The 25238-nt window shown below is 73.6% G+C and carries 24 protein-coding genes and 1 riboswitch; of the genes, 6 read left to right on the forward strand and 18 right to left on the reverse strand.

All coding sequences use genetic code 11. The annotated features are described in order from the left end of the window. Window positions 1-346: 346 nt before the first annotated feature. The 8 genes from AB0E77_RS03095 to AB0E77_RS03130 all read right to left on the reverse strand — a co-directional run bounded on the left by AB0E77_RS03095 (window position 347) and on the right by AB0E77_RS03130 (window position 9580). Window positions 347-760, reverse strand: coding sequence for a transglycosylase SLT domain-containing protein (locus AB0E77_RS03095; protein WP_361564685.1), 414 nt, complete (start codon window positions 758-760; stop codon window positions 347-349). A 336-nt stretch (window positions 761-1096) separates the two neighbouring features. Then, on the reverse strand, window positions 1097-2806 hold the full coding sequence (locus tag AB0E77_RS03100; protein ID WP_361564688.1) for a protein kinase: 1710 nt from the start codon (window positions 2804-2806) through the stop codon (window positions 1097-1099). Between the two features lie 89 nt (window positions 2807-2895). Continuing rightward, the gene (locus AB0E77_RS03105) at window positions 2896-3762 is read right to left on the reverse strand and encodes an ECF transporter S component (RefSeq protein ID WP_361565581.1); all 867 of its coding nucleotides are present in this window, start codon (window positions 3760-3762) and stop codon (window positions 2896-2898) included. A gap of 35 nt (window positions 3763-3797) precedes the next feature. Then, the gene (locus AB0E77_RS03110) at window positions 3798-5471 is read right to left on the reverse strand and encodes an ATP-binding cassette domain-containing protein (RefSeq protein WP_361564691.1); all 1674 of its coding nucleotides are present in this window, start codon (window positions 5469-5471) and stop codon (window positions 3798-3800) included. Next, complete coding sequence (locus tag AB0E77_RS03115; protein WP_361564694.1) at window positions 5468-6640, reverse strand: energy-coupling factor transporter transmembrane component T; 1173 nt, start codon at window positions 6638-6640, stop codon at window positions 5468-5470. The genes AB0E77_RS03110 and AB0E77_RS03115 overlap by 4 nt, the downstream gene beginning before the upstream one ends. 106 nt (window positions 6641-6746) lie before the next feature. Next, window positions 6747-7406 (reverse strand): SCO2322 family protein, encoded by a 660-nt coding sequence (locus AB0E77_RS03120; RefSeq protein WP_361564696.1) that lies wholly within the window; start codon window positions 7404-7406, stop codon window positions 6747-6749. Further along, window positions 7403-8668, reverse strand: a complete 1266-nt coding sequence (locus AB0E77_RS03125; RefSeq protein WP_361564699.1) for a prenyltransferase/squalene oxidase repeat-containing protein — start codon at window positions 8666-8668, stop codon at window positions 7403-7405. Before AB0E77_RS03125 ends, AB0E77_RS03120 begins: the two co-directional genes overlap by 4 nt. 130 nt (window positions 8669-8798) lie before the next feature. Then, window positions 8799-8872: riboswitch (cobalamin riboswitch) on the reverse strand. Between the two features lie 63 nt (window positions 8873-8935). After that, window positions 8936-9580, reverse strand: coding sequence for a TetR family transcriptional regulator (locus AB0E77_RS03130; protein WP_361564702.1), 645 nt, complete (start codon window positions 9578-9580; stop codon window positions 8936-8938). Between the two features lie 180 nt (window positions 9581-9760). Between AB0E77_RS03130 and AB0E77_RS03135 the strand changes: the two genes are divergently transcribed. The 3 genes from AB0E77_RS03135 to AB0E77_RS03145 are packed head-to-tail and all read left to right on the forward strand — an operon-like array spanning window position 9761 to window position 12947. Next, complete coding sequence (locus tag AB0E77_RS03135) at window positions 9761-11152, forward strand: glycosyltransferase family 4 protein (RefSeq protein ID WP_361564704.1); 1392 nt, start codon at window positions 9761-9763, stop codon at window positions 11150-11152. Beyond that, window positions 11146-11880 (forward strand): class I SAM-dependent methyltransferase, encoded by a 735-nt coding sequence (locus tag AB0E77_RS03140; protein ID WP_361564706.1) that lies wholly within the window; start codon window positions 11146-11148, stop codon window positions 11878-11880. The genes AB0E77_RS03135 and AB0E77_RS03140 overlap by 7 nt, the downstream gene beginning before the upstream one ends. Beyond that, window positions 11877-12947, forward strand: coding sequence for a prenyltransferase (locus AB0E77_RS03145; RefSeq protein WP_361564708.1), 1071 nt, complete (start codon window positions 11877-11879; stop codon window positions 12945-12947). Before AB0E77_RS03140 ends, AB0E77_RS03145 begins: the two co-directional genes overlap by 4 nt. Before the next feature lie 57 nt (window positions 12948-13004). Here AB0E77_RS03145 and AB0E77_RS03150 read toward each other — a convergent pair whose 3' ends face one another. From AB0E77_RS03150 to AB0E77_RS03185, 8 genes are all read right to left on the reverse strand, one after another. Next, window positions 13005-13292: a hypothetical protein gene (locus tag AB0E77_RS03150; protein WP_361564711.1), complete on the reverse strand. Its 288-nt coding sequence runs from the start codon at window positions 13290-13292 to the stop codon at window positions 13005-13007. 105 nt (window positions 13293-13397) lie between these two features. Then, window positions 13398-14246 (reverse strand): hypothetical protein, encoded by an 849-nt coding sequence (locus tag AB0E77_RS03155; protein WP_361564714.1) that lies wholly within the window; start codon window positions 14244-14246, stop codon window positions 13398-13400. A gap of 155 nt (window positions 14247-14401) precedes the next feature. Beyond that, on the reverse strand, window positions 14402-15406 hold the full coding sequence (locus AB0E77_RS03160; protein WP_361564716.1) for an N-acetylmuramoyl-L-alanine amidase: 1005 nt from the start codon (window positions 15404-15406) through the stop codon (window positions 14402-14404). Window positions 15407-15453: 47 nt separating this feature from the next. Continuing rightward, complete coding sequence (locus tag AB0E77_RS03165; protein ID WP_361564719.1) at window positions 15454-15717, reverse strand: hypothetical protein; 264 nt, start codon at window positions 15715-15717, stop codon at window positions 15454-15456. Window positions 15718-15764: 47 nt separating this feature from the next. Beyond that, window positions 15765-16415 carry a class I SAM-dependent methyltransferase gene (locus AB0E77_RS03170; protein WP_361564722.1) on the reverse strand — a complete coding sequence of 217 codons (651 nt, stop codon included), beginning with the start codon at window positions 16413-16415 and terminating at the stop codon, window positions 15765-15767. Between the two features lie 110 nt (window positions 16416-16525). Continuing rightward, window positions 16526-18274 (reverse strand): MFS transporter, encoded by a 1749-nt coding sequence (locus tag AB0E77_RS03175; protein ID WP_361564725.1) that lies wholly within the window; start codon window positions 18272-18274, stop codon window positions 16526-16528. A 184-nt stretch (window positions 18275-18458) separates the two neighbouring features. Next, complete coding sequence (locus AB0E77_RS03180; protein ID WP_361564728.1) at window positions 18459-19097, reverse strand: response regulator transcription factor; 639 nt, start codon at window positions 19095-19097, stop codon at window positions 18459-18461. Window positions 19098-19673: 576 nt separating this feature from the next. Further along, window positions 19674-20915 (reverse strand): sensor histidine kinase, encoded by a 1242-nt coding sequence (locus tag AB0E77_RS03185; RefSeq protein WP_361564731.1) that lies wholly within the window; start codon window positions 20913-20915, stop codon window positions 19674-19676. Window positions 20916-21019: 104 nt separating this feature from the next. On the opposite strand from AB0E77_RS03185, the gene AB0E77_RS03190 reads away from it, so the two are divergent. Then, window positions 21020-21889 carry a MaoC/PaaZ C-terminal domain-containing protein gene (locus AB0E77_RS03190; RefSeq protein WP_361564734.1) on the forward strand — a complete coding sequence of 290 codons (870 nt, stop codon included), beginning with the start codon at window positions 21020-21022 and terminating at the stop codon, window positions 21887-21889. Between the two features lie 70 nt (window positions 21890-21959). Here AB0E77_RS03190 and AB0E77_RS03195 read toward each other — a convergent pair whose 3' ends face one another. Next, window positions 21960-22127, reverse strand: a complete 168-nt coding sequence (locus tag AB0E77_RS03195; protein ID WP_351139292.1) for a hypothetical protein — start codon at window positions 22125-22127, stop codon at window positions 21960-21962. A 97-nt stretch (window positions 22128-22224) separates the two neighbouring features. Beyond that, the gene (locus tag AB0E77_RS03200) at window positions 22225-23397 is read right to left on the reverse strand and encodes a hypothetical protein (RefSeq protein WP_361564737.1); all 1173 of its coding nucleotides are present in this window, start codon (window positions 23395-23397) and stop codon (window positions 22225-22227) included. 197 nt (window positions 23398-23594) lie between these two features. Here AB0E77_RS03200 and AB0E77_RS03205 point away from each other — a divergent pair, with 197 nt between their 5' ends. Continuing rightward, window positions 23595-24452: a Nif3-like dinuclear metal center hexameric protein gene (locus AB0E77_RS03205; protein WP_361564740.1), complete on the forward strand. Its 858-nt coding sequence runs from the start codon at window positions 23595-23597 to the stop codon at window positions 24450-24452. After that, window positions 24449-25192 (forward strand): C4-type zinc ribbon domain-containing protein, encoded by a 744-nt coding sequence (locus tag AB0E77_RS03210; RefSeq protein WP_361565583.1) that lies wholly within the window; start codon window positions 24449-24451, stop codon window positions 25190-25192. Before AB0E77_RS03205 ends, AB0E77_RS03210 begins: the two co-directional genes overlap by 4 nt. Window positions 25193-25238: the final 46 nt, after the last annotated feature.

Raw genomic sequence — 25238 nt, forward strand, 5'->3', positions numbered from 1 at the left:
TGGATCGGCGTTGACCTGCGAAAGCCCAGGTGATCTGTGCGGCAACTGCATTACTTGCGAGCGCACTGTGGATCGAAGGAACTCCGCGCCCCGGCAGCCGCAGATCTCCCGCTTCGAAGGCGGCGGGACCGTGCCCACGCTCCCCTCCTGCGCCGCCTGGCTCAGGCTCTCGGTGCCGACCTGACCATCAGCCTCACCCCGCACGACAGAGCCGCTTGACACGCATTCGGGATTCCTGGAATTCCCCCCAGGCGGTGTAGACCGATGACGGCAGCAGTCACGCTGCACACGAAGGCGGCGGCCCCGGGGATCAGGGGGTCGCCGCCTTCGGTCTGTGAGGGCCGGGTCAGTACCAGCCGTTGGCCTGCCAGAAGCTCCAGGCGTCGCAGGCGCCGCCGTAGCGGTCCTTCATGTAGTCCAGGCCCCACTTGATCTGCGTGGCCGGGTTGGTCTTCCAGTCCGAGCCCGCCGAGGCCATCTTCGAGCCCGGCAGGGCCTGGACCAGGCCGTAGGCGCCGCTGGAGGCGTTGGTGGCGTTCACGTTCCAGCCGCTCTCGTGCTCGACGATCTTCGAGAAGCACTGGTACTCGGCCGAGTCGCCGATGATCTTCTTCGCGGTCGTCTGGGCCGAGGAGGCCGGCGTCGCGGCCTGGGCGGGCCCGGCGGCGATCAGGGAGCCGCAGGCGGCCGCGGCCAGGGCGGCGCCCGCGAGGGCCTTCTTCGGGGCGGCGACGGTGCGGAGGAGGGAGACGGCGGTCAACGACGTGCCTTTCTTCGGGGACAAGAGCGTCGGCGCAGGCGACCGGCCGCGTCGTGTGCGGCGGAGCATGCGTCGGCGCCGCGACCCGGGAGGGCGTCGGCGCCTGGCGACTGGTTCAGAGAAACAGGCCGACCCCTCCGCCGCAAACACCCCTTTTGCTAGGGAAGGTCGTAGATGGGGGCGCAGGTGGCCGTATGAGGGCCGGGCGCTCGCCCCGTCAGCTACGAACCGGCTTCGTAGGTGAAGCGGGTCACGTGGGGCTGCTCACCCCGGCGGCCCTCCGGGCCGTGACCGGGGTCTCGGAGGAGCGGGGCCGGACGGACCACGGCCGGCCGGTCAGGGGCAGAGGTCGGTCAGGCGGTCGAAGTCGCTGGTCATGCGGTCGCCGACCGTGTCGTAGTACTCCCGGAGCTGGTCACCGCGCCAGCTGTCGCCGGCGGCGTCCGCGGACTTGATGTCGTTCAGGGTGTTCCTCAGCTCCTCCATGTCGTCGGCGAGATCATTGATCGCGCTGGAGACGTCCGGATCGTCGGCGTCGGCCGCGGCGGACTCCAGATCGACCTCCAGAGCGATCAACTCGCCGGTGCCCGGGTCCGTCGCCTCGTTGTACTCGCGGACGCCGGCCATGGCGTCCTCGCAGCCGGCCGGTGTGGCGTCCTCGGGCTCGGGCTCGGGTTCAGGTGTGTACTCGTCCTCGTCCGGCTCCGGCGTGTACTCGTCGTCCGGCTCCGGCGTGTACTCGTCGTCCGGCTCCGGTGTGTACTCCGTCTCCTCGTCGCTCGGGACGGCCTCGGCCTCGGCGGACGGTGCCTGGCCGGCGTCCGCCGAGACGGAGGGCTTGTCCGCCGCCTGCGACTCCAGCCAGTCGAGGACCTTGCCCGGGCCGATCACGAGCACGATCACCGCCACGACGATGGCGACGAGGCCGAGCCAGCTGTAGTCCGTAGCGGTGCCGGAGGTGTCGGAGGTGCTGGAGGCCGTCGGGGCGGAGGCGGATCCGGGTTTCGCCGCCGGCTTCTTCTCGGGTGCCTTCTTCCCAGGTGCCTTCTTCTCGGGCGTCTTCTTCGTGGCCGGGGGCTTGTCGGCGTCGAGCTTCTTCGTCTTCTTCGGCTTGTCCGGAGCGCGTTTCTCGGTCACGGCCGTCGCGCTGTACCTCGCCGTGTCGTAGGCCGCCAGTGCGGTGGCCACCGTGTCGGGGAGCCAGCCGCCGGTGAGGGTGAGGGCCTCGTCCGCGGTCCGGCGGCCCGCGCGCTTCATGATCCAGTCGAGGCCGGGGCGGTCGTCGGGGTCCTTGGCGAGGCAGGGCCGGACGATCTCGCGCAGCTCGGGCGGGCAGCCGTCGAGGTCCGGGTCCTCGTGCAGGATGCGGTAGAAGAGCGCCTCGGTGTTGCCCTCGCCGAAGCCGGCCCGGCCCGTCGCCGCGTACACGGCCAGGTTGCCGAGGGCGAAGACGTCGGTCGCCGGTCCCGCCGAACGGCCGCGGACCTGCTCCGGAGCCATGTACGCGGGGGTGCCGATACGGAGGCCGGTGGTGGTGGCGGACGTGGCGCTCGCCGCGTGGGCGATGCCGAAGTCGATGACCCGGGGCCCGTCGTCGGCGAGGAGGATGTTCGCCGGCTTGAGGTCCCGGTGCACCAGCTCGCGCGCGTGGACGGCCGCAAGGCCCTCCGCGACACCGGCGATCAGCCGGAAGACGGTGGCCGGGGGGAGCGGCCCGTGCTCGGCGACCGCCTGGGCGAGCGAGGGGCCCGGCACGTAGGCGGTCGCCAGCCAGGGCAGTTTCGCCTCGCTGTCCGCGTCCACGACGGGCGCGGTGTACAGGCCCTCGACGCTCCGGGCGGCCTTGATCTCCCGTTGGAAACGGCGGCGGAACTCCGGGTCGTGCGCGTAGTCCGGCCGCACGACCTTGATGGCGAGCGGCCGGCCGCCCGGGGAGAAGGCCAGGTACACGCGCCCCATGCCCCCGGCGCCGATGAGCGCCCGGATCTCGTATCCGCCGACGGTCCTGGGATCGTCGGCGTCGAGCGGGGTGAATCTGCCGGCCATCGGTACCCCCGTACTGCCACGCCAGCCGCTTGGATACTGGCACTATCCCACGAATGGGGCTCCACGGGAGGCGACTTCAGGACGTCGGGTCACTTCGAGACCGGCGAGTCGAACGCGACCGGGGCCTCGAAGGCCGCCCTGCGGGTGGCGCGGCGCAGCGCCTTCAGCACCGGCGTCCCGAGCACGAGCGTCAGCACCACCGTCATCGCGGCCCGGCCCCCGTCCCAGCCGAGGGACGTGGCCAGGCAGTACGCGACGAAGCGGGCCAGATTGTCGGGGACCGACGCGTCCGGGTCGAAGGCGATGTCCGAGGCGAGCGTGTTCATGAACGTCCAGCCCGCCAGGTTCATCACCGTGCCGTACGCGAAGGCGGCCAGGAAGCCGTACGCCGCGAGCAGCAGCAACTCCGCCCGGCCGCGCAGCCGGTCCGGGAAGGGCAGCAGGCCCGCGCCCATCGTGAACCAGCCCATCGACAGCATCTGGAACGGCATCCACGGCCCCACCCCGCCCGTGAGCAGCGCGGACGCGAACATCGTGACCGAGCCGAGGACGAAGCCGAAGCCCGGGCCGAGGACCCGGCCGCTGAGGACCATCAGGAAGAACATCGGCTCCAGACCGGCCGTCCCCGCGCCGATCGGGCGCAGCGCCGCGCCCGCCGCCGCGAGGACGCCGAGCATCGCCACGGCCTTGGGGCCGAGGCCCGACTCCGAGATCGTCGCCGCCACCACCGCCACCAGCAGCACCAGCAGGCCCGCGAACAGCCACGGCGCGTCCTGCGTGTGAGCGTTCACGGAGGCGTCCGGCGGGGCGAGGAAGGGCCAGCCGAAGCCGGCCACGCCCACCGCGCTGACCAGCACCAGGGCGGCGACGGAGCGGGGGCCGAGGCGGACGGCGCGGGCCTGGCGCTGCGGTGCGGCGGGGCCGGGGTCCGGGTGCGCGCCGGGTTCGTCGTCCAGGGGTGCGCCGGATTCGGTGTCCGGGTGTGCGCCGTTCACGACAGCGCCTCCCGTACCTGCGCGACCGTCAGCCACTTCTGCGGTGCCAGCACCTTCGCGACCTGTGGGGCGAACGCCGGGGACGCCACCACCACGTCCGCCGCCGGTCCGTCGGCGATCACCTCGCCCTCGGCGAGCAGCACGACCCGGTCGGCCAGTTCGGCGGCCAGCTCCACATCGTGCGTGGCCAGCACGATCGCGTGCCCGTCGGCCGCGAGGGAACGCAGGATGCCGGCCAGGCGGGCCTTCGCCGCGTAGTCCAGGCCGCGCGTCGGCTCGTCCAGGAGGAGAAGGGGAGGGCGGGCGGCCAGGACCACGGACAGGGCGAGCGTCAGACGCTGGCCCTCGGAGAGGTCGCGGGGGTGGGTGTCGTCCGTGACGCCGGGCAGCAGCTCGGTGAGCAGGGCGCGGCAGGTGCCGGGCGCCGCGTCCGCGTCCCGGTCGGCGGCGGCGCACTCGGCGGCCACCGTGTCGGCGTACAGCAGGTCACGCGGCTCCTGCGGGACCAGGCCGACCCGGCGCACCAGCTCACGCGGGGCCGTGCGGTGCGGCACGGCGTCGCCGGCGCGCACGGAACCGGCGGACGGTTCGACGAGGCCGACGAGCGCGGAGAGGAGGGTGGACTTCCCGGCGCCGTTGCGGCCCATCAGGGCGACCGTCTCGCCGGGGGCGACGGTGAGGCCGACGTCGCGCAGCGCCTGGACGCGGTCACGCCGGACGGCGAGGGAGCGGACCTCGGCGGCGTACGGCGAGGGGGTGGCGTCCGGGGCCTTGCGGCGGCGCCAGCGGGAGGCCGGGGCGGGGCGGGGCGCGGGGAGCGATGCGCCCGAGGGGGCGCGCTCCGGGGGGCGCCGGCCGGCCAGCCGCTCCCGCAGCGGGGCCGCGCGGCGACGGGCGTCCCGGATCGTCAGCGGCAGCGGGGACCAGCCCGCCAGCCGGCCCAGGTCCACCACCGGCGGGTACACCGGCGACACGGCCATCACCTCCGCCGGGGGGCCGATGACCGGGGCGGCGCCCGGGTACGGGAGCAGGACGACCTGGTCGGCGTACTGGATGACGCGCTCCAGGCGGTGCTCGGCCATCAGGACCGTCGTACCGAGGTCGTGGACCAGGCGCTGGAGGACGGCGAGGACCTCCTCCGCGGCGGCCGGGTCCAGGGCGGACGTCGGCTCGTCCAGGACCAGGACGTCCGGGTGCGGGGTGAGGACCGAGCCGATCGCGACGCGCTGCTGCTGGCCGCCGGAGAGCGTGGCGATGGGGCGGGCGCGCAGGTCGGACAGGCCGAGGAGATCGAGGGTCTCCTCGACACGGCGGCGCATCACGTCCGGGGCGAGGCCCAGGGACTCCATGCCGTAGGCGAGTTCGTCCTCGACGGTGTCCGTCACGAAGTGGGACAGCGGGTCCTGGCCCACCGTGCCCACCACGTCGGCGAGTTCGCGCGGCTTGTGGGTACGGGTGTCGCGGCCGGCCACGGTGACCCGACCGCGCAGGGTGCCGCCGGTGAAGTGCGGCACGAGGCCGCTGACCGCGCCGAGCACGGTGGACTTGCCGACGCCTGAGGGGCCGGCCAGCAGGACGAGTTCACCCTCGGGGACCTCGAAGTCCACGCCGGTGACGGTGGGTTCGGCGACCCCGTCGTAGGTCACGGAGACGTCCTCGAAGCGGATCACGACGGCTCCTTGACGGGGGCGGGGTCGGGGGCGGGGGTGATGAGGGCGGGGAGGAGACCGAGGAGTACGGCCGCCGCCGGCCACAGGGGGAGCGACGGCGCGACGAGGGGGACCACACCGGGGTGCAGGGCCGCCGGGTCGTGGGACGCGGCGGCGAACATCAGGGCCGCGACGGCGACACCGGACGCGGTGACCAGCCAGGCGCGGGCGTCCCAGCGGTCGGGGCGGTAACGGGTGCGGGGGGACCGGCGTCCGCCGAGCCACAGTCCCCCGAGTGCGGCGGCGAGTCCGGCGACGAGCACGGGGACGCCGTACGTGCCGCCGGCCGCTGTCAGCACGCCGTACGTCCCCGCGCAGACGCCGAGCAGGCCGCCGAGGGTGAGGGCGGCGGTCGTACGGCGCACGGCGGCGGGGACGTCGGCGGTACGGCCGTAGCCGCGGGCGTCCATCGCGGCGGCGAGGGCGACGGAGCGCTCCAGGGCGCCCTCCAGGACGGGGAGCCCGACGTGGAGCAGGCCCCGCAGGCCCTTGTCGGGGCGGCCTCTCAGGCGGCGGGCGGCGCGGAGGCGGGTGACGTCGGCGATGAGGTTCGGGGCGAAGGTGAGGGCGACGACGACGGCCACGCCCATCTCGTACAGGGCGCCGGGGAGGGACTTGAGGAGGCGGGAGGGGTTGGCGAGGGCGTTCGCCGCGCCGACGCAGACGAGGAGGGCGGCGAGCTTCATCGCGTCGTACAGGGCGAAGGTGAGGCCCTCGGCGGTGACCCTGCCGCCGAGGCGGATGCCCTGCGCCCAGTCGGGGAGGGGGATTTCGGGGAGGGTCACGAGGGTGTGGGTGCCGGGGATGGGGGAGCCGAGGATCGTGGTGAAGGCGAGGCGGATGAGCAGGACGGCGAGGGCGAGCTTGACGAAGGCGCCGTAGGAGCGGGACCAGGGGGCGTGGGGGCGGCGGGCGATGACGACGTAGGCGGAGACGGCGACGAGGAGGGCGAGGAGGAGGGGGTTGGTGGTGCGGGTGGCGGCGGTACCTAGGGCTAGCGCCCAGAGCCACCAGGCGCCGGGGTGCAGTTGGGGGCGTGCCGTGGACGTCGGTCGCTGAGTGGCGGTGCGCCGGTGGCGGCCGGGGGTGGGGGCGCTTGCCCGCGCTGACGGGGTGCCGTCTGAGCCCACCCTCCCCCACTCTCGGCTTCGCTCGAGCGGGGGGACCCCCATCGCCCCAGCGGCACGACTGCCCGCGGCCTGTGCGGCCTGCGCCGGCTGGGGCGGGTGGGTGGGGTCAGGAGTCGGCATTCCTGCGCCGCCTCGACTGCCACACGGCTGCTGCCGCCAGGGCTGCGACGACGGCCATGCCGGTGACCAGGCCGGTCGACGGGCCGCCGTCTCCTTCGTTCTGGGCGGGCTTCTCCGCCGGGGACGCGCTCTTCGTCGGGTTCTCGTTCTGCGTCACCTGCTCCCCGCAGCCCGTTTTCGGGTAGCCCGCGATGGCGCACAGCAGGGCGTTGGTGTCGTAGCGCAGGGGGCCGGCGACCGCGGCCAGGGCGTCGGCCGTCGTCGCGTCCGAGGCGACGCGGGCGCAGGCCGTGCGTCCCGCCGGGGGCGTCTCGCCGGAGGGGGCGTCGGACGCCGTGCCGAAGTCCAGGACGAGCGCCACCCGCTTCTTGCCGTCCTGCGCCGGCGTCTTCGCGCAGATCGTCGCGAAGTCCGCCGTGCCGCGCGGCTTGGCCGCGTCGCCGGAGTCCTCGCTCACCGAGAAACGGAAGCCCTGGACGTCGCCGTCGGAGGGGCGCGCCGTCGAGGGGCCCTGGGTGGCGTACGTCCACTGGTCGCCGTCGCGGTCCCAGAAGGACCAGTAGCGGTAGCCGGCGGCCTGCGCCTGGCCCGCGCCCGCGACGAGCACGAGCGCGGCCAGCAGCAGGAGAGCGAGGCGGCGTATCACGGCTGCTGCTTCCGGTTGCGTCCGCTGAGGACGAAGCCGATGCCGATGCCGAAGACCAGACAGACGCCGACGAACCACCAGACGCCGAACGGGGAGTCGTCCTTGTCGTCCTTCGCCTCGTCCTTCTTCCCGTCCTTCTCGTCCGAGGCGGTGGCGGTGTCCTTGACGCCCTGCGGGGTCGGACCGGTGGCGTTGAGCTGGGTCACCAGGTCGGCGCCGCCGAAGGCGCGGGGGTCGGTGCCCGTGGCGTGGGCGGCGAGGATGAGCTGGGCGTAGGCGGCGGGCCCGTTCTGTGCGGCCCAGGCCGTGGCGTTCTTCTCCAGCCAGGCCAGCGGCTTCGCGGCGCTGTCGGCCCCGCCCTGCGCGGCGAGCGCGACGACGGCGTCGGCGGTGTTGCCGTAGTCGGGCTGGGGGTCGGCGCCGGCGAGGGCGGACATGAGGTGGCCGTCCTTGGCGACGGCCTGCGTCAGGTGCGCGGCGCCGTTCGCGGCGGCCTGCTCCCGCGTGGGCTTGTCGCCACCGGCGCAGGCCGCGTCGCCGCCGCCCGCCGCCTTGCCGGGCTCGGCGACCAGGCCCTTGCCGAGCGCGCCGAGGACACCGGCGGCGGTCGCGTCGTCGTTGGCGAGGAGCTTGCCGTCCTTGTCGGGCTGGTAGGCGAAGGCGCCCGCGCCCTTGTCCGCCGAGCAGGGCAGGGCGAACGTCAGCAGGGCGTCGTAGGGCGTCCTGCCGTCCTTCGTGACCGACTCGGGCTTGGTGCCGGTGGCGGTCAGGGCGCCGATGACCACGGAGGTGGAGTTGGCGTCGCTGGGGCCGCCGGGGGTGTAGCCCCAGCCGCCGTCCTTGTTCTGGACGGTCTTCAGCCAGGCGAGGGCGTCCTCGACGGCGTCGCCGTGCCCGCCGACGGCCCACAGCGCCTGGACGGCGGCGGCCGTGCTGTTGGTGTCGACCATGGTCTTGGCGTCGCAGGGCTTGGCGGTGTCGGCCCGGTAGGCCGCGAAGGCGCCGTTGTCGCACTGCTGCCCGGTGAGCCACCGCACGGCCGTCGCGGACGGGATCACGCCCACGGTGTCCTGGGCGAGCATCGCGAGCGACTGGCGCCACACGCCGTCGTACTGCGGGTCGGCGGTGCCGTACAGCCCGGCGGGCGTGGACTTGGACGCGGAGGCGGACGGTGACGGGTCGGCGGCGACCGCGGGCGCGGCGGCGGCGCCGAGCACGGCTATGGCGGCCAGAGCCGCGGCGCTGCGACGGCGGACGTTCATGATCGGCGGGTGCCTTTCCCTGTGCGGGACCGGACAGCACGGGGCACCCCCGGCGGCTCGGCCCCGTATGCCTCGACGGTGCCCGTGCACGGCGGGCGCCGGGCACGTGAGCCGGTCACAGTTCCGTCCGGGGCGATCCGGCTCACCGCCCGGGACGGACGGCTCACGGTTGCGGGTCAGCGCCGGAATTGCACCGGCTTCCCCCCGTACGGGTGTGATGACGACGCCGCCACTTTACCCGGCCGTAAGAAGAGGCGGACGGGTCGCCTAACGCCGCTCCGCGGAAGGCCCGGCCGCGGTCAGGTCGAGGAGGCGGCAGGCCGTGTCGATGTCGACCTTCACCTGGGCGATGGACGCGCGGCCCGAGAGCCAGGTGATCAGCGTGGAGTGCCAGGTGTGCTCGATGACGCGGACCGCGGAGAGCTGTTCCGGGGTCGGGTGGTCCAGGCCGCCCATCGCGTCCAGGATGATCGCCGTGGTCTGGCGGGAGACCTGGTCGACCTCCGGGGAGACGCTGCGGTCGGCGAAGGTGAGGGCGCGGGCCATCGCCTCGGCCAGCTGCGGCTCGCGCTGGAGGGCGCGGAAGGCCCGCATCAGGGTCTGCGCCACCCGCTCCGCCGGTGTCTCACCGGCCGGCGGCTGCCGGCGCAGCGTCGCGTGCAGGTGCTCCAGCTGGTCCTGCATGGTCGCCACCAGCAGGTGGACCTTGGAGGGGAAGTAGCGGTACAGCGTGCCCAGGGCGACCTGCGAGGACTCGGCGACCTCGCGCATCTGCACCGCGTCGAAACCGCCCCGGCCGGCCAGCCGGGCGCTCGTCTGGAGGATGCGGCGGCGGCGGGCCTCCTGCCGTTCCGTCAGCGGCGGGGAGGGGGCGGGAGCCGTTGCCGTTGCCGGGTTGTCCACCTTGGTCACCTTCTTCCCCCTGCCTGTCCCGTCGTGGCCGCCGTCGTGGCGTGAATCACCTGATCCACTCGTCACAGCACCCCTACCTGCCGGTAGATTCGGAGCCTCTGACGATCAAGTCTGAAACTTGTTCTAGATTAGCGTCCCGGCATAGTGTCGCGGGACGAAGCAGGGAGAGAGGGGCCCAGAGTGACCGCTGAGGCCAGTCAGGCGGGTCCCCGTCAGGAGTCCGCCGCTGACGGCTTGCGACCGCTCCGCATCGCACTCCTCACCTACAAGGGAAACCCGTTCTGCGGCGGCCAGGGCGTCTACGTCCGCCACCTGTCGCGCGAACTGGCCCGTTTGGGCCACCGGGTCGAGGTCATCGGCGCCCAGCCCTACCCCGTGCTCGACGAGGGCCACGAGGACCGGCTGTCCCTCACCGAGCTGCCGAGCCTCGACCTCTACCGTCAGCCGGACCCCTTCCGCACGCCGAAGCGCGGCGAGTACCGCGACTGGGTCGACGCCCTGGAGGTCGCCACCATGTGGACCGGCGGCTTCCCCGAGCCGCTGACGTTCTCGCTGCGCGCCCGCCGCCATCTGCGCGCCCGCCGCGGCGACTTCGACGTCGTCCACGACAACCAGACCCTCGGCTACGGGCTGTTGGGCGACGTCGGCGCCCCGCTCGTCACCACGATCCACCACCCCATCACCGTGGACCGGCAGCTGGAGCTGGACGCCGCCGAGGGCCGCAAGCGGCGCCTGTCCGTGCGCCGCTGGTACGCCTTCACCCGCATGCAGAAGCGCGTCGCACGCCGCCTGCCCTCCGTGCTCACCGTCTCCGGCACCTCCCGCCAGGAGATCGTCGACCACCTCGGCGTACGCGACGACCGCATCCACGTCGTCCACATCGGCGCCGACACCGACCTCTTCTCGCCCGACCCCTCGGTGCCGCAGGTCCCGGGCCGGATCGTGACCACCTCCAGCGCCGACGTGCCGCTCAAGGGCCTGGTGTTTCTGGTGGAGGCGCTGGCGAAGGTCCGCACCGAGCAGCCCGACGCCCACCTCGTCGTCGTCGGCAAGCGGCCCGCCGAGGGGCCCGTCGCCCAGGCCATCGAGCGGTACGGCCTCGACGGCGCCGTCCAGTTCGTCAAGGGCATCTCCGACGCCGAACTCGTCGACCTGGTGCGCTCCGCCGAGGTCGCCTGCGTGCCCTCCCTGTACGAGGGGTTCTCACTGCCCGCCGCCGAGGCCATGGCCACCGGCACCGCGCTGCTCGCCACCACCGGCGGGGCCGTTCCCGAGGTCGCCGGACCCGACGGGGAGACCTGCCTGGCCGTGCCGCCCGGCGACGCCGGCGCGCTGGCCGCAGGACTCAGGCGGCTGCTCGGCGACCCGGAACTGCGGGCCCGGCTCGGCACCGCCGGACGCGACCGCGTGCTGCGGAACTTCACCTGGGCCCGCGCCGCCGAGGGCACCGTCGCCCGCTACCGCGAGGCCGTCGGACCCTCCTCCCCGACCACCGACTCGAGGATCGTGACGGGCCCCCCGGCCCTCACCAGTGACACCGGCGTCTACCCCGAAAGCAGGGCCACGTGCTGACCGTCGACTTCTCCCGGTTCCCGCTCGCCCCCGGCGACCGCGTCCTGGACCTCGGCTGCGGCGCCGGCCGGCACGCGTTCGAGTGCTACCGGCGCGGCGCCCAGGTCGTGGCGCTGGACCAGAACGCCGAGGAGATCCGCGAGGTCGCCAAGTGGTTCGCCGCCATGAAGGAGGCCGGTGAGGCCCCCGCCGGTGCCACCGCCACCGCCATGGAGGGCGACGCGCTGGCCCTGCCCTTCCCGGACGAGTCCTTCGACGTCGTCATCATCTCCGAGGTGATGGAGCACATCCCCGACGACAAGGGCGTCCTCGCCGAGATGGTCCGCGTCCTCAAGCCCGGCGGGCGCATCGCCGTCACCGTGCCGCGCTACGGCCCCGAGAAGGTCTGCTGGGCGCTGTCCGACGCCTACCACGAGGTCGAGGGCGGCCACATCCGCATCTACAAGGCCGACGAGCTCCTCGCCCGCATCCGCGAGGCCGGCCTCAAGCCCTACGGCACCCACCACGCGCACGCCCTGCACTCGCCGTACTGGTGGCTCAAGTGCGCCTTCGGCGTCGACAACGACAAGGCGCTGCCCGTGCGGGCGTACCACAAGCTGCTGGTCTGGGACATCATGAAGAAGCCGCTGGCGACCCGCATCGCCGAGCAGGCCCTCAACCCGGTCATCGGCAAGAGCTTCGTGGCCTACGCGACCAAGCCGCACCTCCCGCCGGTGGACGCCACGTGACCACCCCCCGCACCGAGCACCTCGTCCTGCCCGGCGTCCTCACCGCCGAGCAGGCCGCCGCCACCGTCCGCGGCATCCTCGCCGTGCAGCGCGAGGACGGTGCCATCCCCTGGTTCCGCGGCCACCACCTCGACCCCTGGGACCACGTCGAGGCGGCCATGGCCCTCGACGCGGCCGGCGAACACGACGCCGCCGAGCGGGCCTACACCTGGCTGGCCCGGCACCAGAACCAGGACGGCTCCTGGTACGCCGCCTACGCCGACGGCGACTTCGCCGACATCACCGACCGCGGCCGGGAGACCAACTTCGTCGCCTACGTCTCCGTGGGCGTCTGGCACCACTACCTCGCCACCGGCGACGACACGTTCCTCGACCGGATGTGGCCGGTCGTCGTCGCCGCGACCGAGTTCGTCCTGCGGCTCCAGCAGCCCGGCGGGCAGATCGGCTGGCGGCGCGACGACGACGGCACCCCCACGCACGACGCGCTCCTCACCGGCAGCTCCTCGATCCACCACGCGCTGCGCTGCGCCCTCGCCATCGCCGAACAGCGCGAAGAGCCGCAGCCCGACTGGGAGTTGGCGGTCGGCGCGCTCCGGCACGCCATCCGGCGCCACCCCGAGCGGTTCCTCGACAAGGACCGCTACTCCATGGACTGGTACTACCCCGTGCTGGGCGGCGCGCTCACCGGCACCGAGGCCCGCTCCCGCATCGAGGAGAGCTGGGACCGCTTCGTCGTCCCGGACCTCGGCGTGCGCTGCGTCGTCCCCAACCCGTGGGTGACCGGCGGCGAGTCCGCCGAACTCGCCCTCGCGCTGTGGGCGGTGGGCGAGTCGGACCGCGCCCTGGAGATCCTCCAGTCCATCCAGCACCTGCGGGATCCGGACAGCGGGCTGTACTGGACGGGGTACGTCTTCGACGACCAGGTCGTCTGGCCGCGCGAACTGACCACCTGGACGGCCGGCTCCCTGCTGCTCGCCGTCGCCGCGCTCGGCGGCCACGAGGCGACCTGCCAGATCTTCTCGGGCGACCGGCTGCCCAGGGGGCTCGACCCGGACTGCTGCGTCTGACCTGGCGGCCGGGCCGGCTGCGCCGGACCGGCGCAACCGGCCCGGCAGTCGGCCCCGTCAGTGGCGGCCGAGGCGGTTGGCCAGGGCGTGGCCGACGAAGAGATAGACCACCGCGGCCAGTCCGTAGCCGCAGACGACGCGGGCCCAGGCCTCGTCGAACGTGAAGAGGTCACGCGACCACCCGGCCAGCCAGTCGGCCGCGTCGTGGACGAACCGCACCAGGTCGTTGGCCCGGTTGGCGTCCAGCAGGTACATCAGGATCCACAGGCCGAGGATGAAGGCCATGACGTCGGCGACGACCGCGATGGCCCGGCCCGCGGAGCTGGAACCGTGGTATCTAGACATGCATTCCGTATGGCCCCGCCGGGCCGACGGAAACCTGTGCGAACGGCCCTCCGCCCGGAACTGCTTCCGGACGGAGGGCCGTTGGGTCGTTCAGTGCCTCCGGGATCAGCCGCGCTGGATGCCCGAGGTGTCCTGGAGGACGCCGCGACGGCCGTCCTGCGTCTGGGCGACCAGGTTCGCACCGCGCTGCTCGACCGCCAGGTACCAGGTGCCCGGCGCCAGTTCGGCGATCGGCGTCGGCGAACCGTCCTCCGCGAACAGCGGACGCGGCACCGGCACGGCGAACCAGAACGGAGAGAAGTCCCCGGCCGGCTGCGCCTGCCCCTGCTGCGGGGCCTGCGGCTGCGGCTGACCCGGCTGCGGCTGACCGCCGAACGCCGGCTGACCGGGCTGACCCGGCTGCGCACCGTACGGCTGCTGCGGCGCACCCGCGCCCGGGTAGCCGTAACCACCGGGCGGCTGGGCGCCGTAGGGCTGCGGCGCGGCCGGACTCGGGGCCGGGACGAGCGCGGCCTTGAGGGCGGGCAGGAGGGGGGTGGCGAGGGCGGCGGCGGCCATGAGCAGCGTCGCGATGAGGGCGAGGATCAGGCCCATGCCCGCGTCCGGACCGTCGGAGCTGCTGCCGAGGTTGTCCAGGCCGCCGGCCGGATCGAAGATGTTGCCGAGTGCGCTCCACGCGGCGAAAATCGCGAAGGCGGCACCGAACTGCCCCAGGTCGAGCCCCGCGACCTTCCTGGGCTGCGGCAGCCCCCGGGCGACGACGACGAGAGCCGCGCCGATGATGCCCGCGAGGACGACCCCCATCAGCACCGGTCCGCTTTCCCACAGGTTGGGGAAGTCGACACTGTCGGGTGCGCCGTCGTACGAGTAGAGATCGAGGAACGACGCGATGAACAGCAACACCGCTGCTCCGATCACCACGCCGTCGCCTCGAGTGAGGGAGCGGATATTCACTTCAGGTCCTTCGTAGGTCGTCTCGTCGTCGGTAGAGGCGTCGCTGTCACCATGTCGCCGTCGGGCCCTGATGGGAAGCGCGGGGGTGACCCCTCATCGTACGGACGACACTATCGTCCGCACGCCGGGCCTGTCCGCCGGGATCTGCACGACGATCACTTCCCCCGCAGGAAACTCACGATTCCCTCAGACATCCCCTGCGCCGCCTTCTGCCGCCAGGCGCCGCTGGTCAGGAGCGCCGCGTCCTTGCTGTCACGCATGTTCCCGCATTCGATGAACACCTTCGGAACCGTTGACAGATTGAGACCGCCCAGGTCCGTGCGCGTGACCAGACCGGTACCGCCGCCGAGGTAGTTGGCGGGCGCGCTGCCCGTGACCCGGACGAAGTTGCCCGCGATGCGCTCGCCGAGCTCGGCCGAAGGGCCGACGATGGCACGGGTGTCGGCGGCGCCGTCGTGCACCGCGCCCGGCAGGATGACGTGGAAGCCGCGGTTGCCGGTCCCGGCACCGTCGGCGTGGATGGAGATCGCGGCGTCCGCCCGCGCCTCGTTGCCGATCCGGGCCCGCTCGTCCACACACGGCCCGTAGGGACGGTCGCCGTCGTGCGTCAGCTTCACCGTGGCGCCCTGCGCCTCCAGCAGCGTGCGCAGCCGGTGCGCCACGTCGAGTGTGAACTTCGCCTCGGGCCAGCCCGCGTTGGTGGCCGTGCCCGTCGTGTCGCACTCCTTCCGGTTCGTTCCGATGTCCACCTGGCGGTTGATCTCGGACGTGTGCTGGAAGTTGCCGGTGTTGTGGCCCGGGTCGATGACGACGACCTTCCCCTTGAGGGGGCCCGAGCCGGGGGCGGCGGACGCGGACGCCCCGGGGGTCCGCGAGGGGGACACCGACGCCTTGCCGTCCGGGTCGGCGGCCGAAGGGGACGTGCCGGTGGGGGTCTTGGCGTGCGTGGAAGGGGCGCGGGGGGAGGACGACACCGATGACGTCGCCGCGGCGGTCGCGCCGCCCGTGCCGTCGCCTCCGTCCGGGCCGCCGACCGCGGCGTACACCCCCCACCCGAGCAGCGCACCGGGGACGAGCGCGGCGATCGCCACGGTCAGCGGGCGACGCAGGGGGGAACGGCGGGGCTGGGGTGGATCGAAGTCCGGGCCTGTGTACGACACGTCAGCCACCATAGAGGCCCCGGGCGCGCTCCGCAGGGCGCGCCCGGTCAGTCGTCGTCGGACTGCTGCTCGTGCCGGTAGGTGCCGCGGGCCAGCTCCTGAAGCAGCTCGTGCTCGGTCTTGCCCGTCACCCTGGCCATGGTGCGCAGCAACTGCGCGCAGAGCGCCGCCGCGCCGTCCATCAGCGCCTCCGTCGCCATCGGGTCCTCACGGCGCCGCTCGGCGACGTACTCGGACAGCAGGTCGTCGCCGGAGACGTAGGCCGTCATGAACTCGATACCGGTGCGGACGCGGTCGTAGTCACTGCTCATGAACCGAACGATCGCATACGGCGGCGCCGACGGCGCCGCGGGCGCTCTCAGACGCCCTTGCCCGTCCGGCGCAGGACGCGGAGCGAGTCGGTCGCCGAGACCTCCGTGAACCCGCCCGACGCGAGTGCCCGGAGGTAGACGCGGTACGGGGCCTGGCCGGTGAACTCGTCGGCCGGCTCCGGGAAGACGTCGTGGATGACCAGCAGGCCGCCCTCGGCGACGTGCGGGGCCCAGCCCTCGTAGTCGGCGTTGGCGTGCTCGTCGGTGTGGCCGCCGTCGATGAAGACGAGGGCGAGGGGGGTGTTCCAGACCGCGGCGACCTGCGGTGAGCGGCCGACCAGGGCGATGACGTGGTCCTCCAGCCCGGCGTGGTGCAGGGTCCGGCGGAAGAGGGGGAGCGTGTCCATGACGCCCAGTTCCGGGTCGACCGTCTCCGGGTCGTGGTAGTCCCAGCCGGGCTGCTGCTCCTCGCTGCCGCGGTGGTGGTCGACCGTGAGCGCCGTGACCCCCGCCCCGCGGGCCGCGTCGGCGAGCAGCAGCGTGGAGCGTCCGCAGTACGTGCCGACCTCCAGGAGAGGCAGCCCGAGCGCGCCCGCCTCGGCCGCCGCCTCGTAGAGCGCCAGTCCCTCGTGGGTGGGCATGAACCCCTTCGCGGCCTCGAAGGCGGCCAGGATCTTCGGCGTCGGTGCCGCGGGCATGGGGGTCCTTCCGGTGGGGCGGGCGGTGCGGTGCGTGTGCTGGCGCCCCATGCTGCCGCACCCCCCGGCGCGTGGTGCGACAGGGGGTGCGGTGCGGGAGGCGGCGCGGCTCACGCCGAGACCGTGTCGCCCGGCAGGGACAGGTCCACGTCGACCGGGTGCTCCTCGCCCGCGTGGGTCGCCGCGTGGGCCAGCGGGCCGTGTCCCGTGGCGCGGGCCGCCAGCACGTACGGGCCCTCGGCCGGGACCGCGAGCGTGTAGCTGCCGTCCCCCGCGGAGAGGGTCGCCCCCGCCTGACGGCCGTGGCGGTCGATCAGCGTGACCTTGGCACGGGCGACCGGCGCCCCGTCGGCGCCCAGCACCCTGCCGCGGAAGCCGCGCAGCGCCTCCTCCGCGCGGGCCAGGTTCGCGTCCTCCTCGCTGCTCGCCCGCAGCTGCGTCGTGGCCGCCGGGCGCCTGCGCGGCAGGAAGAACGCCAGGGTGATACCGCCCGCGACCGCCACCGTCGCGATCAGGAAGGAGACCCGGAAGCCGTGCATCGTCGGGATCGCCACGCCCCCGACGGTCGTCGAGGTGTTGGCCAGCACCATGCCGATCACCGCGCTCGACACCGACGTACCGATGGAGCGCATCAGGGTGTTGAGGCCGTTGGCCGCGCCCGTCTCCGACGCCGGGACCGCGCCGATGATCAGTGCGGGCAGGGAGGAGTAGGCGAGGCCGATGCCCGCGCCGATCAGCACCGAGGTGACGACGGTCTGCCAGGCGGCGCTCATGAGGCCGAGGCCGCCCGCGTAGCCGGCGCCGATGATCAGCAGGCCGATGATGAGGGTGGCGCGCGGGCCGTAGCGGGCGGAGAGGCGGGCGTACACCGGCGCGGTGAACATCATCGTCAGGCCCAGCGGGGCCACGCACAGGCCCGCGACGACCATCGACTGCCCCAGGCCGTAGCCCGTCTCGGAGGGGAGCTGGAGAAGCTGCGGGAGGACGAGCGAGATGACGTAGAAGGAGACGCCGACCATGATCGAGGCGAGGTTGGTGAGGAGCACCTCGCGGCGGGACGTGGTGCGCAGGTCGACCAGCGGGGCCGCGACGCGGAGCTCCATCAGGCCCCACAGGAGCAGGACCACGGCGGCCGCGGCGAACAGGCCGAGCGTGGTGGGGGAGGACCAGCCCCAGTCGCTGCCCTTGGTGATCGGCAGGAGGAAGAGGACCAGACCGGCGGTCAGACCGAGCGCTCCGGGCAGGTCGAAGGAGCCCTTGGCGCGCAGCGGGGACTCCGGTACGACGGCCAGGGTGAGGGCGATGGCGAGGACGCCGAGGCCGGCGGCGCCGTAGAACAGGACGTGCCAGTCGGCGTGCTGCGCGACGAGGGCCGCCGCGGGCAGCGCGAGGCCGCCGCCGACGCCGATCGAGGAGCTCATCAGCGCCATCGCCGAGCCGAGCCGCTCGCGGGGGAGCATGTCGCGCATCAGGCCGATGCCGAGGGGTATCGCGCCCATCGCGAAGCCCTGGAGGGTACGGCCGACGATCATGGGGAGCAGGGCGTCGGTGAAGGCGCTGACCAGGGCGCCGACGACCATCACGGCCAGGCTGGCGATCAGCATGCGACGCTTGCCGTACAGGTCGCCGAGGCGGCCCATGATCGGCGTGGCGACGGCTCCGGACAGGAGCGTGGAGGTCAGGACCCAGGTGGCGTTGCTGGGTGTGGTGTCCAGGAGTCGGGGCAGGTCCTTGATGACCGGGACGAGCAGGGTCTGCATCACCGCGACGACGATGCCCGCGAAGGCGAGCACCGGGACGGTGGCCCCGCTCGCGCTCCGGGTGCTCCGGGCGGGTTCGTCGGTCGTCGTGTGGGACATGGGGTGAGGCCTCCAGGCCGGGGTTCGGCGAATGCGTTGCGTGATGTGTGCAGGCTGAACCTCGTGCGCCGGGGCAACTATTCCGTTGCTTTGAGTCCCTAACGAATTCTTGACCTTCTCTTGGTGCGGGGTGAGTGCGGGGGGTGGGCGTGGGGTGGGCATGGGGGTGGGTGTGTGGGGCGGGCTAGAGCCAGCCCTGGCTGCGGGCCTCGCGCAGGGCCTCGGTGCGGTTGCGGGTGGCGGTCTTGCCGATGGCGGCGGAGAGGTAGTTGCGCACCGTGGACTCCGAGAGGTGCAGGGCGGCGGCGATGTCGGCGACGGTCGCGCCGTCGGCGGACGCGCGGAGGACGTCGCACTCGCGGGGGGTGAGCGGGTTGGGGCCGGCGCTGAGTGCGGCGGTGGCTAGCGCGGGGTCGACGACCGTCTCGCCGGCCAGCACCCGGCGGACGGCGCCGGCCAGCTCCTCCACCGGGCCGTCCTTCACCAGGAAACCGGCGGCTCCGGCCTCCAGGGCCCGGCGGAGGTAACCGGGGCGGCCGAAGGTCGTCAGGATCAGCACGCGGCAGCCGGGGGCGCGCTCGTGCAGTTCGGCGGCGGCGTCCAGGCCGCTGCGGCCCGGCAGCTCGATGTCCAGGAGGGCGACGTCCGGGCGGTGCTCGAGCACGGCGTCGACGATGACGTCGCCGGTGGCGACCTGGGCGACGACCTCGATGTCCTCCTCCATCCCCAGCAACAGCGCGAGCGCGCCCCGCATCATGCCCTGATCCTCGGCGAGGAGGACGCGGATGGGGTGGTGGGGTGGCGGGGGTGTGGTGTCGGTCACGGGGTCAGCGTAGGGGGTATGCCTGCGGTGGCCTCCGGCGGTTGGGCGGGATGCCTGCGGTGGCCTCCGGCGGTTGGGCGGGATGCCTGCGGCGGCCTGTGCGGGTTCGGTGGGGGTGCGTGTAGCGCGTTCCGTTCGGTGGTGGGTCGGGGCCGCGCCGGGGGGTGTCCGTCCTCGGAACGGCGCGAAATCGGTTACCTGGCAGCAGGCGGGGCGTTGACGCGCCAACCGCTGCGGGCGGACACCCCCCGACACGGCCCCTTCTCGCCGTACGCGGCTGTCCGCCGTCCCCCGCCGCCTCAGCGGCGGCAGTCGCCTCCGCTGTGCTGTCCCAGCTGTGGGTGGTCGCCCGTGGTGCTGTCCCAGCTGTGGGTGGTCGGCCGCCGTGCCGTCCCAGCTGCGGGCAGTCGTGCCTCCCCCAGTGTCTGAACGGCCTGCGAGGTACCCCCAGGGGCGATGGGGGTCCCCCCCGCGCGAGCGAAGCCGAGCGTGGGGGAGAAGCCGAGCGTGGGGGAGGCACCCCGCCAACGCCGGGTCACGCACACCTATCCCCGCCTCACCACAACGCCCGCCCCCTCACCCCCGTACCGGCAACTCCGCCACCACCGAGAAGCCACCCCCCGCCTCCACCCCCGCAGACAGCGAACCCCCCGCCACCGAGAGCCGCTCCGTCAGCCCCGTCAGTCCGGTCCCCGGCCCCGACGACGCGCCCCCCGGCCCCGCCCCGTCGTCCGTCACCCTCAGCCGCACCCGGCCCTCCTCGCCCGTCACCGCGATCTCGCACCGCCTCGCCCCGCTGTGCCGGACGACGTTCGTCACCGCCTCCCGCACCACCCACCCCAGCAGCGCCTCCGTCTCCGGCGGCAGGGGCGGGCCCGTGCGGCGAACCACCGGCTCCACGTCGGCCGCGGTCAGTGCCGACCGCGCCCGGTCCAGCTCCGTACCGAGGCTGCCCTCGCGGTAGCCCGTCACCGCCTCCCGGACCTCGGTCAGCGCCTGCCGGCCGACCGACTCGATGTCGCCGATCTGGGTCAGCGCCCCGTCCAGGTCCCGCGGTGCCAGCCGCCGCGCCGCCTCCGACTTGACCACGATCACCGACAGCGTGTGCCCGAGCAGGTCGTGCAGGTCGCGGGAGAAACGCATCCGCTCCTCCGCCACCGCCCGCGTCGCCAGTTCCTCGCGGGCCGCCCGCAGTTGCCGTACCGCGTCGGACAGGCTCAGGATCGCCGCCGTCACCATCGTGGAGAGGAACGTGCCGTACGCGATGTTGATGCCGTTCCAGCCGTCCTTGAATCCGGCGACGACGCCCGCCAGCACTGCCAGGGACCACCCCCACCGGGCCAGCCGGCGCCCGCGCAGCGCCGCGCCCGCCGCGAGGCCGAGCAGCGGGAAGAAGAGCAGCCAGCCACCGCCGTACGCCAGCGCCAGACCGCAGGTCAGTACGCCCATGAGGGCGAGTGCCACCAGGGTGGAGGACGACTTGCGGCGCTCCTCGTCGAAGGAGCGGAAGGTGACGTAGATGTAGAGCGAGTTGAAGGTCAGCAGGCCCATGCCGCCGATGATCGGGTCGGTCGAGCGGTCCTGGAAGATGTTCGACAGGGCGCCCAGACCCATCAGCAGCCAGGGCAGCAGCGTGAAGCCGCTGGGGGGCGGGCCGACCCGTTCGCCCCGCTCGTCGGTGACGGCCGCCGTGGAGAGTGCCGCGTCCGGGGCGCACGAGAACCGGCCCCGGCGCCGCCCCGTGGGCTCCGGGTCGCGCTCCTCCGTGTCCGATTCCGTTCCGGTGCCGGTGTCCCGTGTGCGTCGTGTGCGTCCCATGGCGTCGAAACTACGGACTTCGCGGGCGTGCGCGGCAGATGCGGTTGTCCGGAGTCCGGCAGGACAAATGTCCTGGGCGGCGCCGCGTCCCGTACGGTCGGCCCATGCCCATCGACGCAGCCCGGGCGCTCGCCGCCGCACCCCGCGTCCGCGAGATCACCTGGGACCACAAGGACGTCCGGCTCTACCACCTCGGTATCGGCGCCGGCGTCCCCGCCACCGATCCCCGCGAGCTGCGCTACACGCTGGAGTCCCGGCTGCGGGTCCTGCCCAGCTTCGCCACCGTCGCGGGCGGCGGACCCCCGGGCGTCATCCGGGCGCTGTCGACGCCCGGCGTCGACGTCGACCTCGCGCAGGTCCTGCACGGCGGGCAGGATTTGAGGGTCCACCGGTCCGTTCCGGTGCGAGGTGGTGCCACCGCCACGTCGCGCGTCGTCGCCGTCCACGACAAGGGCACGGCCGCCGTCCTCGTGCTGCGCACCGAGGTCGCCGACGCCGACGGGCCGCTGTGGACCGACGAGGCCGAGGTCTTCGTCCGCGGAGAGGGCGGGTGGGGAGGGGAGCGGGGGCCCCGCCGTTTGTCTCCGACGGTGCCGTCGGAGGGGGCGCCCGATGTGGTCGTCGAGCGGTCCCTTCGTGAGGACCAAGCCCTGCTGTACCGACTCTGCGGGGACTCCAATCCGCTGCACGCCGATCCCGGGTTCGCCGCGCGTGCCGGGTTCGACCGGCCCGTCCTGCACGGCCTGTGCACCTACGGCAGCGTGCTCAAGACCGTCGTCGACACGCTGCTCGACGGTGACGTGACCCGGGTGCGCGCGTACCGCACGCGCTTCGCCGGGGTCGTGTACCCGGGCGAGACCCTGCGGGTGCGCCTGTGGCGGGCGAGGGGTGACGGTGTCGTACGGGTGCGTGCCGGTGTCGTCGAGCGGGACGATGCGCCGGTTCTCGCCGACGCCCTCGTGCGGTACGACTGAGCGGACGACGACGGCCCCGCCCGTCGCGTGCGACGGACGGGGCCGTGTCTCCCGTTGGTCCCGGCAGCCGTCAGGCCGCCGATTCGGTCTCCTCCACCGGCTTGCGGTGGCGGCCGCGCGGCGTGGCCGCGCCGTCCTGACTGGAGACCGGTCCTCGGTGCCGGCCGTGGCCGGTGTCGGTCTCGCGAACGTCGGCACCGGCGGCCTGGATCGGCTGGGTCGTGCTGGCGTCGTTCATCGGAAGGAATTCACCCCGTCAACATGATCTTTCCTACAGCCGGGCGAGTGTAACCGGCACACCACAGCCCGAATCCAGGCGGCCACGCCAACCGGCACTACTTCGTTACAAGCCGTCCCAACGGGGCCTGTTGGAGCGGTACCGGACGGGACGGAGCGGAGGTCGGAGCCTCCGGTTCCGGTGCCTCGACCGGAGTCCGAGGCTCCGTGCCGGCCGTCTGGCCGGCCTCCGTGAAGGGCAGAGCCAGCCGTGCCACCCCGCAGGGCGACTCCCGTGTGGCGTACGGCAGTTGCAGCTCGCCGTCCGCCGTCCACAGCCCCGCCCCCGTCAACCAGCCGTCCGGTGCCGGGAGATGGCGCACCGCCCGCTCGGCCGGGCGCCATACGCCGACCCAGCTCCCCAGCGCGCCGTCCACCCGGAGCGCCACCCCGCAGCGTTCCGGCGTCAGCACCTGACCCGGCTGGATCGCGAACGGCGTCACGGCGCAGTGCGGCAGCCGCAGGCACTCCGGGAACCGGACCGGCAGGGTGCTGCCCAGCACCCCCCAGCCCAGCCGCGCATGACCCGGTGAGGGCGCGTCCGAGCGGATCAGCACCAGCCCGCTGTCCGGGTCGGCCAGCAGTATCCGGTCGTCGCTGTCCGCGGCGATCTGCAGCAGCGGCGACACCTCGCCACCGCAGCCCAAGTCCACCACCACCGCCTTGGTGCGCCCGCCGGTCTCCCGGTCCACGGCCAGCATCCGCCCCTCACGGTCCAGCCAGACCCCGCCCGAGCAGCGGCCCGGGATCTCCGCGACGTGCTCGGGCCCGAAGGCACCCCCCGCGACCTGCCACAGCGCCGTCGAACGCGGGCCCACGGCCAGCGCGTACGCCCGCTCGCCGCCCGGCACCGGCGGCAGCAGTCGCAGTTCGGTGCCGTCGTCCGGGCATTCGAGGTCGCCGAGCGGCTGCTCACCGGTGCCGGGACCGGTCGGGTACAGCAGCGCGAAGAGGTGCCGCCCGGCCGCGACCCGGTGGACCAGCACCCGCCCGTCGGCCATCGGCTGCACCTCGGTGCCGGGCTCCTCAGGCTGATCGCCGGGCAGCGGCACCGCGTAGGGCTCCGGACCGTCCAGGGTCCAGCGCTCCGGGTACCAGGAGTCGCCGGCCAGGGCGAGGCGCGCGGCGTAGGCGCCCTCCGCGGTGATGGCGCAGGCCGGGCGCGGTGTCCCGTCGTTCTCCGGGCCGCCGTCCCCGGGGGCCGTCGCAGGCTCGGTAGCACAGACCGTCATCGTTCGGTCACCTCCGGCGACGAAGCTAGTTTTCGCACGCACAGGCGGGGAGCCGGAACCGCTCCCATCACACATACGTGTGGCACAGGAACGATTCGCCTGAGGAAACGGCAGGCGGTGTGCTGGGCGGGGCCGGTACGCCCGGGACGGCACGCGGCGGGTACGACGGCCCAGAACCTCCAGGTAGCCTTGCGTTCGTGCCCCGTCTGTCAGAAGTCATCGCCGCGCTGGAGAACCTGTGGCCCGCCGACCGGGCCGAGTCCTGGGACGCGGTCGGCACCGTCGTGGGCGACCCCGGCCAGGAGGTCGCCCGGGTCCTGTTCGCCGTCGACCCCGTCCAGGAGATCGTCGACGAGGCGGTGAAGCTGGGTGCCGGCCTGCTCGTCACCCATCACCCGCTGTATCTGCGAGGGACGACGACGGTCGCGGCCTCCACCTTCAAGGGCCGCGTCGTGCACACGCTCATCAAGAACGACGTCGCGCTGCACGTCGCCCACACCAACGCCGACACCGCCGACCCCGGCGTCTCCGACGCCCTCGCCGGCGCGCTCGACCTCCGCGTCGTACGCCCCCTGGTGCCGGACCCGACCGACCCGGACGGGCGTCGGGGCCTCGGCCGGGTGTGCGAACTGGAGCACCCGCTCACCGTCCGCGAACTCGCCGCCCGCGCCGCCGAGCGGCTGCCCGCCACCGCGCAGGGCATCCGCGTCGCCGGCGACCCCGAGGCCCTGGTCCGCACGATCGCCGTCAGCGGCGGCTCCGGCGACAGCCTCTTCGACCACGTACGGGCGGCGGGCGTCGACGCCTTCCTCACCGCGGACCTGCGGCACCACCCGGTGTCGGAGGCCCGCGCCCACAGTCCTCTCGCCCTGCTCGACGCCGCGCACTGGGCCACCGAGTGGCCCTGGTGCGAGCTGGCCGCAGCGCAGCTCGACGAGATCTCCGACCGCAACGGATGGGACCTGCGGGTCCATGTGTCCAGGACGGTCACCGACCCCTGGACCGCCCACGCGGCGTCCGTCACCACAGCCGACACCATGGGAGCCCCCAACTGAACGCCGCGCCCGCCGACCAGATCCGACTCCTCGACGTCCAGGACCTCGACGTCCGCCTCCAGCAGCTCGCGCACAAGAAGCGGTCGCTGCCCGAGCACGCCGAGATCGAGTCGCTGACCAAGGACCTCACCCAGCTGCGCGACCTGCTCGTGGCCGCGCAGACCGAGGAGAGCGACTGCGCCCGCGAGCAGACCAAGGCCGAGCAGGACGTGGACCAGGTGCGCCAGCGCGCCGTCCGTGACCAGCAGCGCCTGGACTCCGGAGCCGTCACCTCCCCGAAGGACCTGGAGAACCTCCAGCGCGAGATCACCTCCCTCGCCAAGCGCCAGGGCGACCTGGAGGACGTCGTCCTCGAGGTCATGGAGCGCCGCGAGTCCGCGCAGGAGCGCGTCGCCGAGCTGACCGAGCGGGTCGGCTCCGTGCAGGGCAAGATCGACGACGCGACCGCGCGCCGGGACGCGGCCGTCGAGCAGCTCGACGGCGAAGCCGCCTCGGTGACCAAGGAGCGCGAGGTCATCGCGGGCGCGATCCCCGGTGACCTGCTGAAGCTCTACGACAAGCTGCGCGAGCAGCAGGGCGGCGTCGGCGCGGCCAAGCTGTACCAGCGCAGCTGCCAGGGCTGCCGCCAGGAGCTGGCCATCACCGAGCTGAACGAGATCCGCTCGGCGGCGCCCGACACGGTCGTACGCTGCGAGAACTGCCGTCGCATCCTCGTGCGCACGGCCGACTCCGGGCTGTAAGGGGCCGGTTCGTGGCGAGCGCGGGGGTGGATCCGGGGTCGGGTGC

Source organism: Streptomyces sp. NPDC032940 (assembly GCF_040636935.1).
Classification (GTDB): Bacteria; Actinomycetota; Actinomycetes; order Streptomycetales; family Streptomycetaceae; genus Streptomyces.